Source organism: Geobacter sp. OR-1 (assembly GCF_000813145.1).
Taxonomy (GTDB): domain Bacteria; phylum Desulfobacterota; class Desulfuromonadia; order Geobacterales; family DSM-12255; genus Geoanaerobacter.
In genome coordinates, this window is record NZ_BAZF01000010.1 from 1 (window position 1) to 14,024 (window position 14,024).

General features: G+C 51.9%; 12 protein-coding genes. 3 read left to right on the plus strand and 9 right to left on the minus strand.

Going from position 1 to position 14,024, the window contains the following annotated elements; all coding sequences use genetic code 11:
- The 9 genes from OR1_RS11455 to OR1_RS20845 form a co-directional block, all read right to left on the minus strand.
- Positions 1–4,588 (minus strand): multicopper oxidase domain-containing protein (locus OR1_RS11455; RefSeq protein WP_052440399.1); only part of this gene is annotated, 4,588 nt, incomplete at its 3' end.
- A gap of 27 nt (positions 4,589–4,615) precedes the next feature.
- Positions 4,616–4,885 (minus strand): hypothetical protein, encoded by a 270-nt coding sequence (locus OR1_RS11460; protein WP_041972010.1) that lies wholly within the window; start codon positions 4,883–4,885, stop codon positions 4,616–4,618.
- A gap of 297 nt (positions 4,886–5,182) precedes the next feature.
- Positions 5,183–5,563 (minus strand): hypothetical protein, encoded by a 381-nt coding sequence (locus tag OR1_RS20840; protein WP_160295243.1) that lies wholly within the window; start codon positions 5,561–5,563, stop codon positions 5,183–5,185.
- A 37-nt stretch (positions 5,564–5,600) separates the two neighbouring features.
- On the minus strand, positions 5,601–6,902 hold the full coding sequence (locus OR1_RS11465) for an ABC transporter substrate-binding protein (protein WP_052440401.1): 1,302 nt from the start codon (positions 6,900–6,902) through the stop codon (positions 5,601–5,603).
- Positions 6,899–7,375, minus strand: a complete 477-nt coding sequence (locus OR1_RS11470) for an SCO family protein (protein WP_052440402.1) — start codon at positions 7,373–7,375, stop codon at positions 6,899–6,901. The genes OR1_RS11465 and OR1_RS11470 overlap by 4 nt, the downstream gene beginning before the upstream one ends.
- Positions 7,338–7,484 (minus strand): hypothetical protein, encoded by a 147-nt coding sequence (locus OR1_RS22305; RefSeq protein ID WP_160295244.1) that lies wholly within the window; start codon positions 7,482–7,484, stop codon positions 7,338–7,340. Before OR1_RS22305 ends, OR1_RS11470 begins: the two co-directional genes overlap by 38 nt.
- Positions 7,485–7,708: 224 nt before the next feature.
- Positions 7,709–7,807: a helix-turn-helix domain-containing protein gene (locus OR1_RS23280; protein ID WP_370543352.1), complete on the minus strand. Its 99-nt coding sequence runs from the start codon at positions 7,805–7,807 to the stop codon at positions 7,709–7,711.
- A gap of 11 nt (positions 7,808–7,818) precedes the next feature.
- Positions 7,819–9,111, minus strand: a complete 1,293-nt coding sequence (locus OR1_RS11475; RefSeq protein WP_370543353.1) for a sigma-54-dependent transcriptional regulator — start codon at positions 9,109–9,111, stop codon at positions 7,819–7,821.
- Between the two features lie 32 nt (positions 9,112–9,143).
- Positions 9,144–11,288 carry a PAS domain-containing sensor histidine kinase gene (locus tag OR1_RS20845; RefSeq protein WP_052440403.1) on the minus strand — a complete coding sequence of 715 codons (2,145 nt, stop codon included), beginning with the start codon at positions 11,286–11,288 and terminating at the stop codon, positions 9,144–9,146.
- 812 nt (positions 11,289–12,100) lie between these two features.
- On the opposite strand from OR1_RS20845, the gene OR1_RS11490 reads away from it, so the two are divergent.
- The 3 genes from OR1_RS11490 (at position 12,101) to OR1_RS11495 (ending at position 14,023) form a co-directional block, all read left to right on the plus strand.
- Entirely contained in the window at positions 12,101–12,586 is a 486-nt protein-coding gene (locus OR1_RS11490; RefSeq protein WP_041972013.1) for a nitrous oxide reductase accessory protein NosL, read from the plus strand.
- A gap of 72 nt (positions 12,587–12,658) precedes the next feature.
- A complete protein-coding gene (locus tag OR1_RS23285) occupies positions 12,659–12,889 on the plus strand; it encodes a hypothetical protein (RefSeq protein ID WP_082002921.1) in 231 nt (76 codons plus the stop codon).
- 84 nt (positions 12,890–12,973) lie between these two features.
- Positions 12,974–14,023 (plus strand): ABC transporter permease, encoded by a 1,050-nt coding sequence (locus OR1_RS11495; RefSeq protein ID WP_237754280.1) that lies wholly within the window; start codon positions 12,974–12,976, stop codon positions 14,021–14,023.
- The last annotated feature ends 1 nt before the right edge of the window (position 14,024 follow it).

Genomic DNA, 14,024 nt, shown 5'->3' on the forward strand with positions numbered 1-14,024 from the left:
TGAAGGTTGCAGTTGTCAGACCCGTGAACGTGGCCGGTTTGGTCCCGATCGCCGTATCTGGCGGAGTCGTGTCCACCGTCCAGGTCCATGTGGCTGGGGTACTGACCTGCCCCTTGGCGTTTACCGACTTTACCGTAAAGGTGTGGGCTGCATCGGCAAGTCCGGCAAACTGGTACGGGCTGACACATTGCTCAATAGGATTACTGTCCAGCTGGCACTGGAAGGCAAAAGCATTGGTGCCGGAAAAAGCTACCTGACCTGAAGTCAGGTTGGTGGGGTTGGCCGGCTTTGCCGAAATAGTCACGGTTGGAGTGACAATGGCCGAGAGCAGTACGCTGTTGGAAGCTGCAGAAGCAGGCCCAGTGCCGAAGGCGTTTGTTGCGGTTACCGTGAACTTGTAGGCGACGACATTCGTCAAACCGGTCACAGAGATCGGGCTTGCTTTGCCGGTAGCGGTAACTCCGCCAGGGGATGAGGTGACGGTATAACCGGTGATTGGCGACCCCCCGATATTTGCAGGAGCAGAAAATGTAACCACAGCGGAAGCATTACCGACATAGGCTGTGCCAATGGTTGGCGCACCGGGAGGAGTAAGCGCTGCAGCCGGATCAAGGGTAAAACTAACCACCTGGACCAGGTCACTTGCGACAAGACTGCTGGTGCGGACCTCGGCTGTTACCGCGTAGGTCCCTGCAGGAGTATCTGCTGGCATCGCCCAGACATTGGCCGGTCCATACGCTTGCTTCTCTACTCCGTCAAGCAAGAAGCGGTATTCATAGTTGGATGATCCTGTTGCGGTGGCTGTGAAATTGACCACCGTTCCCGGAGCCTGGGGATTCGGCTTGTCATACACCAGAGTCAGGTTTGTCGGCGGGTCCAGCCTAATGTCGTAGGGAATGGTCCTGGTGGTGTCAGGGACTGCCGATGCAAAATCAGTACGCACATCAACTGTTACCGAATGCGCACCGAGAGGAGTACCTGCCGGTATCTCCCAGAATCTCGTCGCGCTGTAATCCTGGACCATCGCGCCATCAAAGGAGAATCGGTATTGGTAGGAACCGGTGCCGCCAACTCCCAAGGCATAAAATTTTACCGGCGCAGCATGAGGCGTCGGGAAGTAAGGGTCAAGGGTCACGTCGGTGGCGCCGCTCCATGCTGCAGAGACAACATCGGCGGTCGCCGGGACTGCGGATAGACCGTCATACCAAACCACAGAGCCGGTCAGCGCCCATGCGGCATTATCAATGTAGCGGTTATAGCCGGTAACACGATAAGTATAAGTGGCACCGGAAACAACAGTTGTGTCGTCGTAGGTCGGGGTGCCATTTGACAACATCGTCATCCGTCCCAGTTGCGTGAACGGGCCGGCGGCGCAGGCAGCAGCATTTCCATTGCACCGCTCGATAATAAACCCGAGAGTGGTATTGTAGGGCGGGTTAACCACTTTATAGGAGTTGTCTGCCCAGCTAAGGGTATTCTTCTGCGCTGCCGCAATCACTGAAAGGCCTGTCGGGTCAGCAGGCGGTGCCGTTGCCGTCCGGAAAATCATGGACCGCATCATATCCTGTTCCTCATGGCTCAGGATATGACAATGCCAGACATACTCAGCGCCAAAATTGAACAGGTTGTTCGTATCCGCCGGAATTTTGGCCTGACCGGTAAGCGGATCCAGATTCATGAAACCGTCTGCAGCGCCCGGCAAACCGGTGGTAGCCGCAGGAATAGCCGGCTGCAGCAACCGCAGACTGTCGGGGAGTGCAAAAGGAGGTTTCGGCGCCCTTGGTCTGAGGGCTACGATCGTGTCCTCCAAGGGGCTGACCCTGACAGTCTCCTTCCAGCCGAGCTCGTTTTCCCACGGCAGCCTGATAAAGCCGTCCCAACCAACCCGGTTGACTACCTGAACGTCAAACAGGTGAAAATGGATCGGATGGGTGTCGACCCCGTTATGGGTGATCTTCCAGAGCTGTGTCTTGCCGTCCTGTACCAGTTCAGTGGGAGGGTCCTGGTAGTTCTGCATGACGAAAATCTGATTAATATTGTTGGTATTGGGGAGTTCGACACCTAATTTCGCGCTCATCCGGCCGTATTCATCCCAAACCGCCCCCATTTCGTCATGGATTGCCTTGGGCTCCATCGGATAACCGAGCACCAGCTCTTTCGTACCGGTCGCATTATCAGCTATGGTCTCGAAAGATAAATTGTTATCGGATATTTTTGCGAGCCCCCAGTTGGGTGCGACACTTGGGAAAGTGGTATTGTAGGCCGAATCATAGGCAGTCTGCCCCACGATGACAGGTTCCTGAGATGCCTGGAATACGCCGGGGGTAGCAGTTGTCTTGAAGGCATCCTGCAGGACAGTTTCATTAAAAACAGCCGCAGGCGCAACATTGGCAACATTAATCTGCATAATGGTACGGGTATTCGGCCCCATGCCGGCCTTCGGGCCTGGATGGCCGCCGACAGCGGTCAGATCAGGTGCGCCGGTGTAATAGTCATTGGTAGGGACAAATGCCGGAAAGGCCGCAGGGGCGTCATTATAAAGAATGAGAGTCTGACCGGCATACTGGGAAAAGTCGATGATGACATCGGCACGCTCGGCAGGGCCGAGGATAACCGTGCCGTCGTTGACATTGCCAACATTAAACAGGGTCGGATCCAGAACGAAAGAGATCGGCTTGTTGTTTATAACAACCGGCTTCGGGAGAAATCCTCCCTCGTTGCCGATCTGTATCCATTTGGGGCCAGAGGTCGTAGGATCGGGAACCCCTCCTACCCTGCTGTCGGCAGCGGCATCCCAGTCAGGGTAGCCGGGATAAACAACAGCCGGAACCATCTTAACTTCCGTCTTGGCGGCGCAGGTCCCGTTGCAGAGGGGGTTCACGGCATTGGGATCAACGGTGGCATCCGCCTTGTACAGCTGCAGGTTTACGAAACGGTCATGGGAAGCATTCAGGATTCTTAAACGATATGCCTTGGGCTGTACTGAAAGCTTGGGGAATACGGTGCCGTTGACCATCATGGTATCAACAAACGCCTCCGCTACCCAGGAAGGGTTGGGGGATGCCGGCATAGTCGGCGGTTCCCAAGGAGAATCACACAACCCCCCGATGCCGCAGTCGTAATACGGGTTGGCCACCGGCAGGAACTTGATGCCGGTTGTAGGTGGCCAGAAAAACATGCCGTATACCCAGCGGCCCATCGGGTTGACACCGCCCAGATCGCTTGGGTTTTCCGCCGGCATATACACATGCGGCCACCAGAGGTCCCCGGTTTTAGGCACAGCATTGATCCGCTTCCGAGCTCCGGGCACATTGCTGCAGGTGGCATCGGTACAAGTGGCGGTAATATCCGCTCCGGAAGCATCATGCCATGTTACAGACTTTGCTCCGGTCCCCCAGACCCAGGTAGGGTCAAGGGTTTCGATTTGGGTGGCGTCAACAAAGGTCTTGTCCTGAATGACCAGGGGGATCTGATCGGCTGGAATCGTCCCGGCAGCGTAGACCCGGCCATTGACAGTGCCGCCGTTGACAAGAGCGGTCTCTATCGGATCCTGGATGAGGTAGCCGGCAGCCTCGCCGGCATAGACATTCAAGCGGGTGATCCCGTAGGAATGGTCGTGATAAAACATCAACCGGGCGCTCTGCTGGTTTGTATAGTAATAGGTGACTGCACCGGGGCCGGGGTTGTTGCTTGCACCGGGGCAGGCATTCAGTCCGGCGCAGGCAGGAACCACATTTCCCGAGCCATCGAACCACATGTCAGGCACGTACTGGACATTGTCGGCCTTAGGAAATGGCGTTACCTCGTTTAACGGAGTGACCCACTGGTGAGGGGTACCATCGCTGATCCAGGGGCTGAGTCCCCCATGCAGATGCAGCTCGGCGCGGTTCTGTGGGTAGTAGGCACACCCGGGGTTAAGGTTTCTCAGCGCGGGATCAGGGTTGCGGGGGTCCTTCACCGGATCACAGTCCGTACCGTTTGCATACTTTGGCCCCATACCGGATCCCATTACAGTGGTATCAACCGGGAGAAAGAAAGGCTCTACGGATTCAAGCGGCAGTTTGTTGACAAACTTGATCCTCACCGGCCGGTCTTTCTGGGCCACGATGACTGGACCGAGATAATGGATCGGCGCCGGGGCAACGTTATTGGCATTGCCAGCCTGGTTTGTGCCGTTGTTTACCTGAACATATCCTTGGAGCGTGGTATTGTTCGGCAGGTCAGGATGCATTTTTTCGGTATATCGCCGCAGTTCGATCTCGTAATAATCGGACCCTGAAAAGGTCATCTTGTCCGGTACGGCAACAGGTATGCACTGGCCGATCTCGTTAGGAGAAGTACAGCCAAGCGGCGCCAGACTGGTTACAAACTTACGCAATGGCGGGCTGAACTGCCAGTTGGAAGTGGCGCCGAAGACATCCGGGACCTGTATCCCATCAGGCTGCAGCGCCGGATTAACACTCCCCAGTCCGGGCGGGGTAAATGCCGAGACAGGCGGGGCTGCATCTGCTGTGGCAGTATATCCGGCCATACACGCCAGAACAAACAGGAAAATCGGGACAATTATTGAATGGCTGTACTTTTTCAAGGTTCGCCTCCTGATGGTATTCTTTGATTACTTGACCGGCTTTCCCATCTCTTCCAGCGAAGATCCAGGTGATAACTGAACACCCTTTTTCTTTGCGCCTATTTCAGCCTTCTTCTTTTTCATGGCATCCGCAGCGGCCTTTTTCTGTTCAATGGTTATCCGTTTTCTGGGTGCTGCTGCATGAGGATTCACGTTATCGGGATTCAATGTTTCGGCAAAAATTGCCTCTGCTGGAAACATAAATAATAGTCCCAGCAGCGAAATGGTTAAAATATACCCGCGTCTGTATGCGATCATATCTAGTATCCTTTCTCATGATTGTTAGAGGAACCGGGTTATGTATTCGTAGAATTATCCTGCCGTTTCAAACAATTATGAGCACAAAGCGGGCCAGCTGCCGCAATGGACCACAACATTTCGTTATTGTTGAGCATTTTGCAAACTACCAGAGAAATAATTGAGGAAACGGCTGTCGCCAAACTTTACAACGCTGTAAATAAATTCCCGATCGGGAGAGAGGAGAGAGCCCTGTGCCGGGGTATACCCGGCACAAAGCTTACGCAATGGAACGGAAACGCTGGAGGATCTGTGTGGTTAGAAAATTACCCAATCGCTTTTTTTAATCAGGTTTGCATTTGGTCCCTTGCCAAGCTGCACGATGTAGCACCCCTTGGAGGCATAGCGTTGTCCAGGCCCAAAGCTGTAACGCTCAAAATCCGGGAGATACTGATCAGGCATCATACTTATTACATCAAGAAGCGTATCCCGGTAATAATCGAGTTTGAGTTCCTTAAGACCTTGCAGGAAAATATGGATCATTGAAAAGGTTCGAGAGGCAATCCTTTTCTCATCCTTATGTTTCAGTTTCCCCAGCAGCAGGACGTCTCCATACCCCTCATAAACCTTCTCATCTTCCGGCATGCGAAATGGATAGGTAATATACACCTTGTCGCGCAACTTTTCGGGAATCTCCATGACCGCCTGGCCCAGGTACCGTGCTGAAACAAAATAATCAGGCCCTGACCCCCCCCTCATCTATACTGCTTAAGAGATTAACCACCTCAGGACCCGACCAGATTACGACGGCTGTGGGACGATACTGTTGAATCAGTCCCCTTAACGTGTCCGGCAGCAATTGCTTGTCTGGCGGCAGGGTTACCGTGTCAACAGTCCCGTTGCCGGCAGACTTCCAGGCATCGTTAAACCCTGCGGAAAAAGCGCTGCTCTCCCGGGAGGGCTGGACTATCTGGAGAACCTTGGCTCCGTTTTTCCCTGTAGTCCCCGCAAGAAAGCGGGCAGCAGTTTCCCCCTCCTGGTAGTACCCTTTGGAAGCATAGAACGTATACCAACTGGTCTCGGATATTACCGGCAGGTCGGTAATGGGGAACAGGCAAGGTATCTGCCGCTCTTCGCAAAAGTCGTGAACAGGCTGCCACTCCTGACCGGATATGCCGCCCAGTATTGCAAATACAGGATCTTTGCGATTGTATTCTTCCAGTTGAGCCCGCCAGGTCTCTGGAGCACCTTTCAGTTCCCAGGTCGCAATGTTAATATCCCGGAAAAACGCGGCGTCGAGCATGCGAAACATCTTGGCAAACTGAGGCAGCTTTTTCTGGGTTTTCGTCTGCCTGTTGATCGTAACCAGGGTTTCGAGAGAGGCCAGCAGGGCCTGGCGGTCTTCCGGAGTCACGTCATCGGTGACAATGGTGGCAAAATTAACGGTAGTTTCAGTTACCCCGGGAGAAAACGTCGACGAAAGTTGTTTCAGATAACTTCCAAGAATATGCATATCGTTGTCTTCAATCATATATCTCGGCATTATCGGAGAGAGCTCCCTGCCATCCGGGTTGACGCCGTATCGAATCGCATTGGCAAGGCTCTCGTCCGAATAGGCAGATCTTATCGGCGTGGCGGGTCTTGTTACCCCTCTTTTTTTGGATATTACATTCTTGATCTGATCCTTAAAAAGATACCGCGGGGCAAAAAGCGTTGCGCCATTGACAGGAGGAGACGTTATCTGCCCCTCCACCGACCCCAGGCCGCTACGAGTATGGCAGTTCGAACAGGAAAAGACCGTGCTGTCTATCCGCACATCGCCTCTGACATACCCCTGCAGAGGCGAACCATCAGGTAGCAAACCGTCGCGATATATATTTTCTCCGAGACGCTTGACCTCTGCGGGAGAAGGGGAAGAAATCCCGTTATCCCCGGCTCCCAAGGCAAACCCTTTTACCGGCGCCAGAATGAAGAGGCAGATTGCACAGACAACTCTTATCAGGAACAATGCGGTTTCATTTAAAGATAGTCTGTTCATTTGATCCCTGCCTTCTGGATCTCGGCCAAGAATTCCGAGGTGCTCATGATTCCGTAAACCCTTATCCATTTGTCAGCTTTGGGCGGATGGATCAGGGTCAAGGCATAATGCGACATTTTATTCGGTATATAGGCATTGAAGCCCCTCATTACAGCATCTATATCCCTTCGTGATCCAGTCAGAAAATCCCAGCCAGGCCTCGCTCCGTAGCGCTTCAGATATTCTTTCATAACCTTGGGTGTGTCGTTTTCCGGATCTATTGAAATAGATACCAGGTGGACCTTCTGCGAATCCGCACCCAACTTCTGCTGCAAATTGATATAACAGCTGGATAAAACAGGGCATATTGTCGTACAGGTCCCGAAGATAAAATCGAGAACCACTGGTTTATCCGACTCGACAAGGGATCTTAGACGAACTTTCCTGCCGTTCTGATCAAGGAGCGTTACATCCGGCAACGAATATCTTTCCATGCTCCGTTGATAGCCCGTTTTTTTCAGCCCTGACTTCGGTTGAAATGCCGGTAAGCACGGCCGGGATGATAAAGAAGAAGAGCAACGCCTTTAGCAGGGGTATTTTCATCACAATGAACTCCCAGGTTATTTAGTTGTGACAGCTTCAAACAACGACACAACATGAGCAGTTACTGTGCCATCCGGCACAAACGCAAAAACTTCCGTTATTCAAACAGATTAGGCGTAATACATGCTGATTGAAGGGTGTAAACTTTTTTGCTATTGTTAATTGTATCCCATGAAAACGGTGCCAGCAATGCCTCACGAAATTATCAGAGGCTTAGACAGGAATCATGTTGCTGAGTCAGTTCTGAGGCGCTTGTTGAGCGTTTGGCGCGTTATTCCCAGGAGATTGGCAGCAATTCCCTGGTTATTTTTTGACCGCTGCATTGCTTCGACAATCAGATAATTCTCAACTTCGTCAATTGTCGGGAAATGGCCGAACAGCTCTTCCAGAGGATTGATTCCGGAACCCTTTTGCACTGAAGCTGTTTTTTGCACCCTGGCAATACCAATGGCATTGCTGAAGCTCTCCATGGACAATACTCCGGAATTATGCCGGGCAACGGCATCATGAACCATTGCCTCAAGTTCACGGACATTGCCGGGAAATGCGTAGGTCTGTAACAGGGTAACCAGTTCCGGCGGGGGGTCGGCTTTTTCTTGCCGAAAGAGTTGGCAGCTTCTTCGAGAAAATGATTGAGCAACGGGGCAACATCTTCAGTTCGCTCCCGCAACGGCGGAATCACAAGGCGATGAGTGCACAGGCGGTAATAGAGATCCTTGCGAAAGCGCTTTTCATCGATCAATTTCTGCAGATCGTGATTTGTGGCGAGCAAAACCCGGGCGCTGCTAATGCATGGGTCATCCGAACCTACAGGGTAATATTCCTTTTCCTGCAGCAGCCTCAGTAGTTTGATCTGGGACGAATCATTCAAATCACCGATCTCGTCAAGAAACAGGGTTCCGGAAGCCGCCTTGGCGACCAGCCCCTCCCGGGGGCGTTCGGCACCGGTAAATGCCCCTTTTTTGTGCCCGAAAAGCGTATCGGCAAAAACCGTGTCATCAAGTCCGGCAACGTTCACCGCAACAAAGTCGCCGGTGCATCCGCTAAGCGTATGGAGGGCCTTGGCAACCAGTTCCTTGCCCACTCCGGTCTCGCCGCATATCAAAATCGGCTGCCGAGACGGCGCAATGACCTCCATATATTTGAAAAGTGTATGCATCTTGTTACTGGTGGAAACAATGGGACTGAAGGCCTCGGCATGATCCAGTTTCTCTGAGAAGAAGCGCTCTCGCAACGTATCAAGCTCTCTGCAGATTGCCCGATGCTCAATTGCCCTGCGAATTGTTGCCACCAACCGTTCCGTTTCCACCGGCTTGACAAGGAAATCAAATGCCCCTCTTTTCATGCAGCTGACGGCAGTCTCGGTCTCGTCAACGGCCGTCATCACAATCACAGGGATAAACGGGTACTCGTTGACTATTTCCGGGAGCAGGTCAATACCGCTCAGTTTTGGCATATAAAGGTCCAGCACGATTACGGCAACCTCGTTAGACTGCAGATAGTCCATGACATCGGTACTGTTGCTTATGGCAAAGACGTTTCTGAACCCTCTGCTAGCCAGCAGGAGCTGTGAAGCCTTAAGCAGCCTTAACTCGTCATCAACCAGCAAAATAGGGATATCGTTCATCAACATAACCTCTTGAATATCAATAGTTCCGATTATTCGTCCTCAACTACCGGCAGATACACCGAAACGGTTGTACCCTCTCCCGGGCGACTATCCACCTCGATTTTCCCCTGATGCGCCATTACTATCGAACGGGTGATGGAAAGGCCAAGGCCAGTCCCACCGGTATCGAGCCTGGTTGTAAAAAACGGCTCCATGATCCGTTCCTGAACCCCCTCCTGTATTCCACTCCCCGCATCCGAGACGGTCAGACAAACCATACCTTTTTCGTCAGAGTACGAAGTCGTGACCGACACCTCCTGCTCTTTGCTGGTAAGCGCCTGCAGGGCATTCATGATCAGGTTGATAACCACTTGCTCCAATTGATGGGAATTGCCCAATATGGCAGGGAGAGACTCGCCCTGTCTAATGATAAAATTGTCGGTATATTTTCGCACATGATGCGTCAGAAGAAGCATTGAAGAACTTATAACACGGTTCAAATCAAGGAGCTCATTGGTTTCCTGCCCCTGCCGCGAGTAGTTTTTCAATTCACCGATTATTGTCTTGATCCGTCGCGACCCGTCATTAATGGCGGAGATCATCTCAGGCAACGCCCCTTCCAGCCTCGAATACGGCAGTCCGCCAAGGATGAAGTCACCGCGAGCCTGTTCCTCCGCTCTCAGTATCGGCTCCAGATCCCGCCATATTTTATCAAGCATCTGGGCATTGGCCATGATGTAATTGTTCGGATTATTGATCTCATGGGCAATCCCTGCGACAAGAAGCCCAAGGGACGCCATTTTATTGGTATGAATCAGCTGGGACTGAATTGAGCGCGCCTCCTCCTCCATCCGCAATCTTTGGGTAATGTCCCGCAACGAGCAGAATATGGCATCATGCCCCTGCAGCTTGATCACCTTGGCCCTGACAGAGACATGAATTTCCTCACCATCACTGCAAAGATTAACAACATGGCCCAGTTGACAGGTTTGCTCATCTTTAAGCATGCACACTGCATGAATGAATCCTTGATAATCTGCTTCGGATTTGAATACGTTGAAACCCATACCGATCAATTGTTCTCTTGAGTAACCGTAAAGCTTCTCAGTGGTTGTATTTACATCGATGATCGCACAGCTGCCGGGAGCAAAGAGCACGATGGCATCTTCCGTCTGTTCAAATATACTGCGAAACCGCTCTTCACTCTCTTGTAGCTCCTTTTCAGTCTTCTTCCGCTCATTAATATCGATAATGATCCCCATATAGCCAGTTATCGAGTCATCTTCCCCCTTGAGAGCCGAAGCGCTGCCCAACACCCAGTTGTCGTTACCTTCCGGCGTCCGGAAACGGTATTCGAGCAGAAAAGGGGTGTGCCCCTCGACGGAGCCATACCATTCGTGTGCAATCAACACGGCATCCTCCGGGTGAAGCGCAGTTGCCCACCCTCTGCCGAAAGCCTTTTCGGGAGATATCCCCGCAATCTGACACCACTTCTTATTGACAAATATGCAGTCGCCGTTTGCGTTGGTTTCGAATATCCCCACCGGAGCGTTATCCGCAAGATTTCGGAACCGGGCCTCGCTTTTCTTCAGTTCATGTTCAGCATTCTTGGCCTGGGTCATGTCTCTAATTATCAATACGGTTACCTTGCGGGCGTCGAATTTTGCCTTGCTTGCGGACACGGAAAGCGGGATTTTACTACCGTCCCTGCGGGTTCCGAAGCAGTCGAGATGCTCTACAACATTCTCGATGTCGGAGATCTTTTCAACAGGCTCGGTCGGCATGAAGCAGTCAGCCGGGAAATCGATGACCTCATTAACCGGCCTCCCCACAAGCGTGTCGGCAGATACACCGAAGATGCTTTCTGCCATCGGATTGCAGGAAGTGACGCACCTTTTATCGTCAAGGATAATTATCGCATCCACCATCTGCGAAAAAAGATGCTGGAATTGCGCTTTGGTAACGAGCGCGGATGTCTGTAAAGGCCTGAAAACAAGCCACCAGATGAATGGCGCGCTAAAACATATCAAAATTACCGTGTCGGCAATAATCGATGCCAGCGCAGAGTTGCACGGCAAAATACCGGGTATGATCCGATCGGCTGCCAACTCCGCAACAAAAACAATCAAGAGCAGCACGACTGCCTTTGCCGCTAACACGCCCCGCACTGTTTTATTATTATCCGACATGGACATAGAGTTAATGCTCCGGATCTTATCAGGGTCAATATCCTTGACAATTGCTGTTATTTTTACAAGGGTCCGGAAAGACCTATCCGGATTGTTATGAACAAAGCACCCTGTTTGACATTTTCAGTAGCGCGCCGTTACTCTTACCGCCTCACCATCACTCCATACAAATTGCGAATCCAGTGAGCAATTCCTCTTTTGGCATCAGTTGTGCTCGACTTCTGACAAGATTGGTTATATTTGACTCTAATAAAATATTCGCATACTGCAAGCCACCAGCAAAATAATAGTCGCGGGCTGAACGAATCAGCCCCCTGAGGCAGGAACACCATGGATCAGCCATCAATATTTTCCTCGACACTCGGATTGTCCAGTTTCTGGAAGATAACCAGGATTGAAGTTGCCGCGGGCCACCGCAGACTGGACATATACCTCAGCTGCAATCAATCCGGCTCAATACAATGTCAGGCCTGCAACCGTAAAGTTCCGGTTTGCGGGTCGACGAAACAGACATGGTATCATAATGATTTTTTCAGCAAGGAAGCCTATCTCCATGCCGTAGTTCCGGTGACAAGATGCGACTTGCCCTGCGGATGCAATGAATTGACTGTGCCGTGGTCCCACGCCGGTTCCAAATTCGTTCTCATAAATAATGAGTTGTCGCCCGCATGTGCCGCCTGCACCTATGTGGGCTCATCGCGGTTAAAACTCCAGCAGGACCAGACGCCGGCACATTACAAGCTTTTCCAGTCGATTTGATACTACCGGATGATATGATACTCTTTGGAGGACGTTACCAACGATGAGAGAGTTCACATATGACACGATATATAATGGTTCTTGTTGCTGCGTTAATTTTGCCGCAACTAACGCTGCCGCCATCCTTGCTGGCTGCCGGTATCATTCCCAGTCCCACTGGCAAAGACAAATGCCCGGTATGCGGGATGTTTGTCGGCAGTTACCAGAACTGGCTCACTGTGATTCGCCTGAAAAATGGCCGTATAGCCTATTTCGACGGGCCAAAGGACATGTTCACCTATTACCTGAAGCCGGATAAGTATGTTCCTTCGCTAACCCAATCCGCAATCAACGAGATTTGGGTCAAGGATTACTATTCCATGAAGCCGATCGAAGCCCGCAAGGCTTATTTTGTGGCCGGCAGCGATGTCATGGGGCCAATGGGCAAGGAGCTGGTCCCCATGGCGAAAAGTTCCGATACCCAGGAGTTCATGGCTGATCACAAAGGGAAAAAGATCTACCGGTTCAGTGAAATCACTCCGGCAGTGCTTAAATCTCTTGAATAACCCTCTGCCAATGAGTAAATCAACGCTATTCATAATTTTTTCCGCATTATGCTCACTGGTTAGCGTTATTTTTTGTTTCATGCTGAATGCAGCAAAGAACAAGCAGAGGCCCGGCGCAGATTCCGCTCCGAGCTGGTTAAAGAATTGCGCTTGACCGATCTGTGCCTCTTCACCGAGGCGCGGTACACAAGGCACCTGTCCATGGCAGATATTCATTCGGCATTCCAGGACCATCCGTCGGCTCTGGAGCATTTCCCATCCGGTGCGTTGACAAGACCGGCCGCAACTTTCCGGACACGATGATTACCTCTCTCTATCGGCACAAAAACATCCTTGAGTTCGCTCTTTCTTCTATTTTGAGGAGAAAGGCCAAAAAACCTTTCCCTTGTGGCGCTCTACACACTGGTCATCTTTGTCCTGGCGTCGCTGATCTTCTTCGTCCATGCCATAAAACGGGAATCTACCACCATCCTTCGCGAAGCACCCGAGATGGTCGTTCAGCGCCAGTTAGCGGGCAGGCACGAACTGATCCCCATTGATTACATCGAAAAAATACGCTCCATTCGCGGCGTGGATAAGGTAGAGGCCCGTTTGTGGGGATATTATTACGATCCGGTTTTTGGCGCCAATTTTACTGTTATGGTGCCTGAAACGAAACAATTGGCACCTGGCAGAATAATCCTCGGTCGCGGGGTAGCCAGGACCCAACGGATTTCCACCGGTGATATGGTCACGTTCAGAGGCGCTACCAAGGCCTCGCTGCTCATGACGGTTCAGGAGGTCCTCGACTATCAATCCGAGCTGGTGACATCAGACCTGGTCCTGGTATCAAGGAGCGATTTCCAGGAGCTGTTTAACCTGCCGCAAGGTCATGCAACCGATCTTGCGGTTACCGTCGCCAATCCGGACGAATTGGCGACCATTGCGGCAAAGATTGCAGACCGGCTTCCGGATACGAGACCTATCTTAAGAAGCGAAATCTTGAGAACCTATGAATCGCTATTCGACTGGCGGGGCGGGATGATGACCGTGATCCTGTTCTCGGCAATACTGTCATTCGTCATCTTTGCCTGGGACAAGGCTTCGGGTCTTTCAGCAGATGAGCGTCGGGAGATCGGCATACTGAAATCGATCGGCTGGGAAACGTCGGATGTCCTGCTGCTGAAATTTTGGGAGGGGATGGCCGTGTCCTTAACTGCCTTTCTTCTGGGTACCAACCTGGCTTACGGCCATGTCTTCTTCTTTTCCGCGCCGCTATTCGAACCGGCGCTCAAGGGGTGGTCAGTCCTGTATCCCGAATTCCGGCTCGAGCCGGCCATAGATTTCCTGCAGCTCGCCATCCTCTTCTTTCTCTCGGTATTCCCTTATACGGCCGCAACCATACTCCCATCCTGGATGGCAGCGACTGTTGACCCCGATGCCGCGATGAGGACGTAAA

Bases quoted from the DNA above. Each gene is read 5' to 3' on its own strand.
- OR1_RS11490 (WP_041972013.1), top strand. From the start codon at position 12,101: ATGACACGATATATAATGGTTCTTGTTGCTGCGTTAATTTTGCCGCAA.
- OR1_RS11460 (WP_041972010.1), bottom strand. From the start codon at position 4,885: ATGATCGCATACAGACGCGGGTATATTTTAACCATTTCGCTGCTGGGA.
- OR1_RS20840 (WP_160295243.1), bottom strand. From the start codon at position 5,563: ATGGAGATTCCCGAAAAGTTGCGCGACAAGGTGTATATTACCTATCCA.
- OR1_RS23280 (WP_370543352.1), bottom strand. From the start codon at position 7,807: ATGCAGCGGTCAAAAAATAACCAGGGAATTGCTGCCAATCTCCTGGGA.
- OR1_RS20845 (WP_052440403.1), bottom strand. From the start codon at position 11,288: ATGTCCATGTCGGATAATAATAAAACAGTGCGGGGCGTGTTAGCGGCA.
- OR1_RS11470 (WP_052440402.1), bottom strand. From the start codon at position 7,375: ATGGAAAGATATTCGTTGCCGGATGTAACGCTCCTTGATCAGAACGGC.
- OR1_RS11465 (WP_052440401.1), bottom strand. From the start codon at position 6,902: ATGAACAGACTATCTTTAAATGAAACCGCATTGTTCCTGATAAGAGTT.
- OR1_RS22305 (WP_160295244.1), bottom strand. From the start codon at position 7,484: ATGAAAATACCCCTGCTAAAGGCGTTGCTCTTCTTCTTTATCATCCCG.
- OR1_RS11475 (WP_370543353.1), bottom strand. From the start codon at position 9,111: ATGAACGATATCCCTATTTTGCTGGTTGATGACGAGTTAAGGCTGCTT.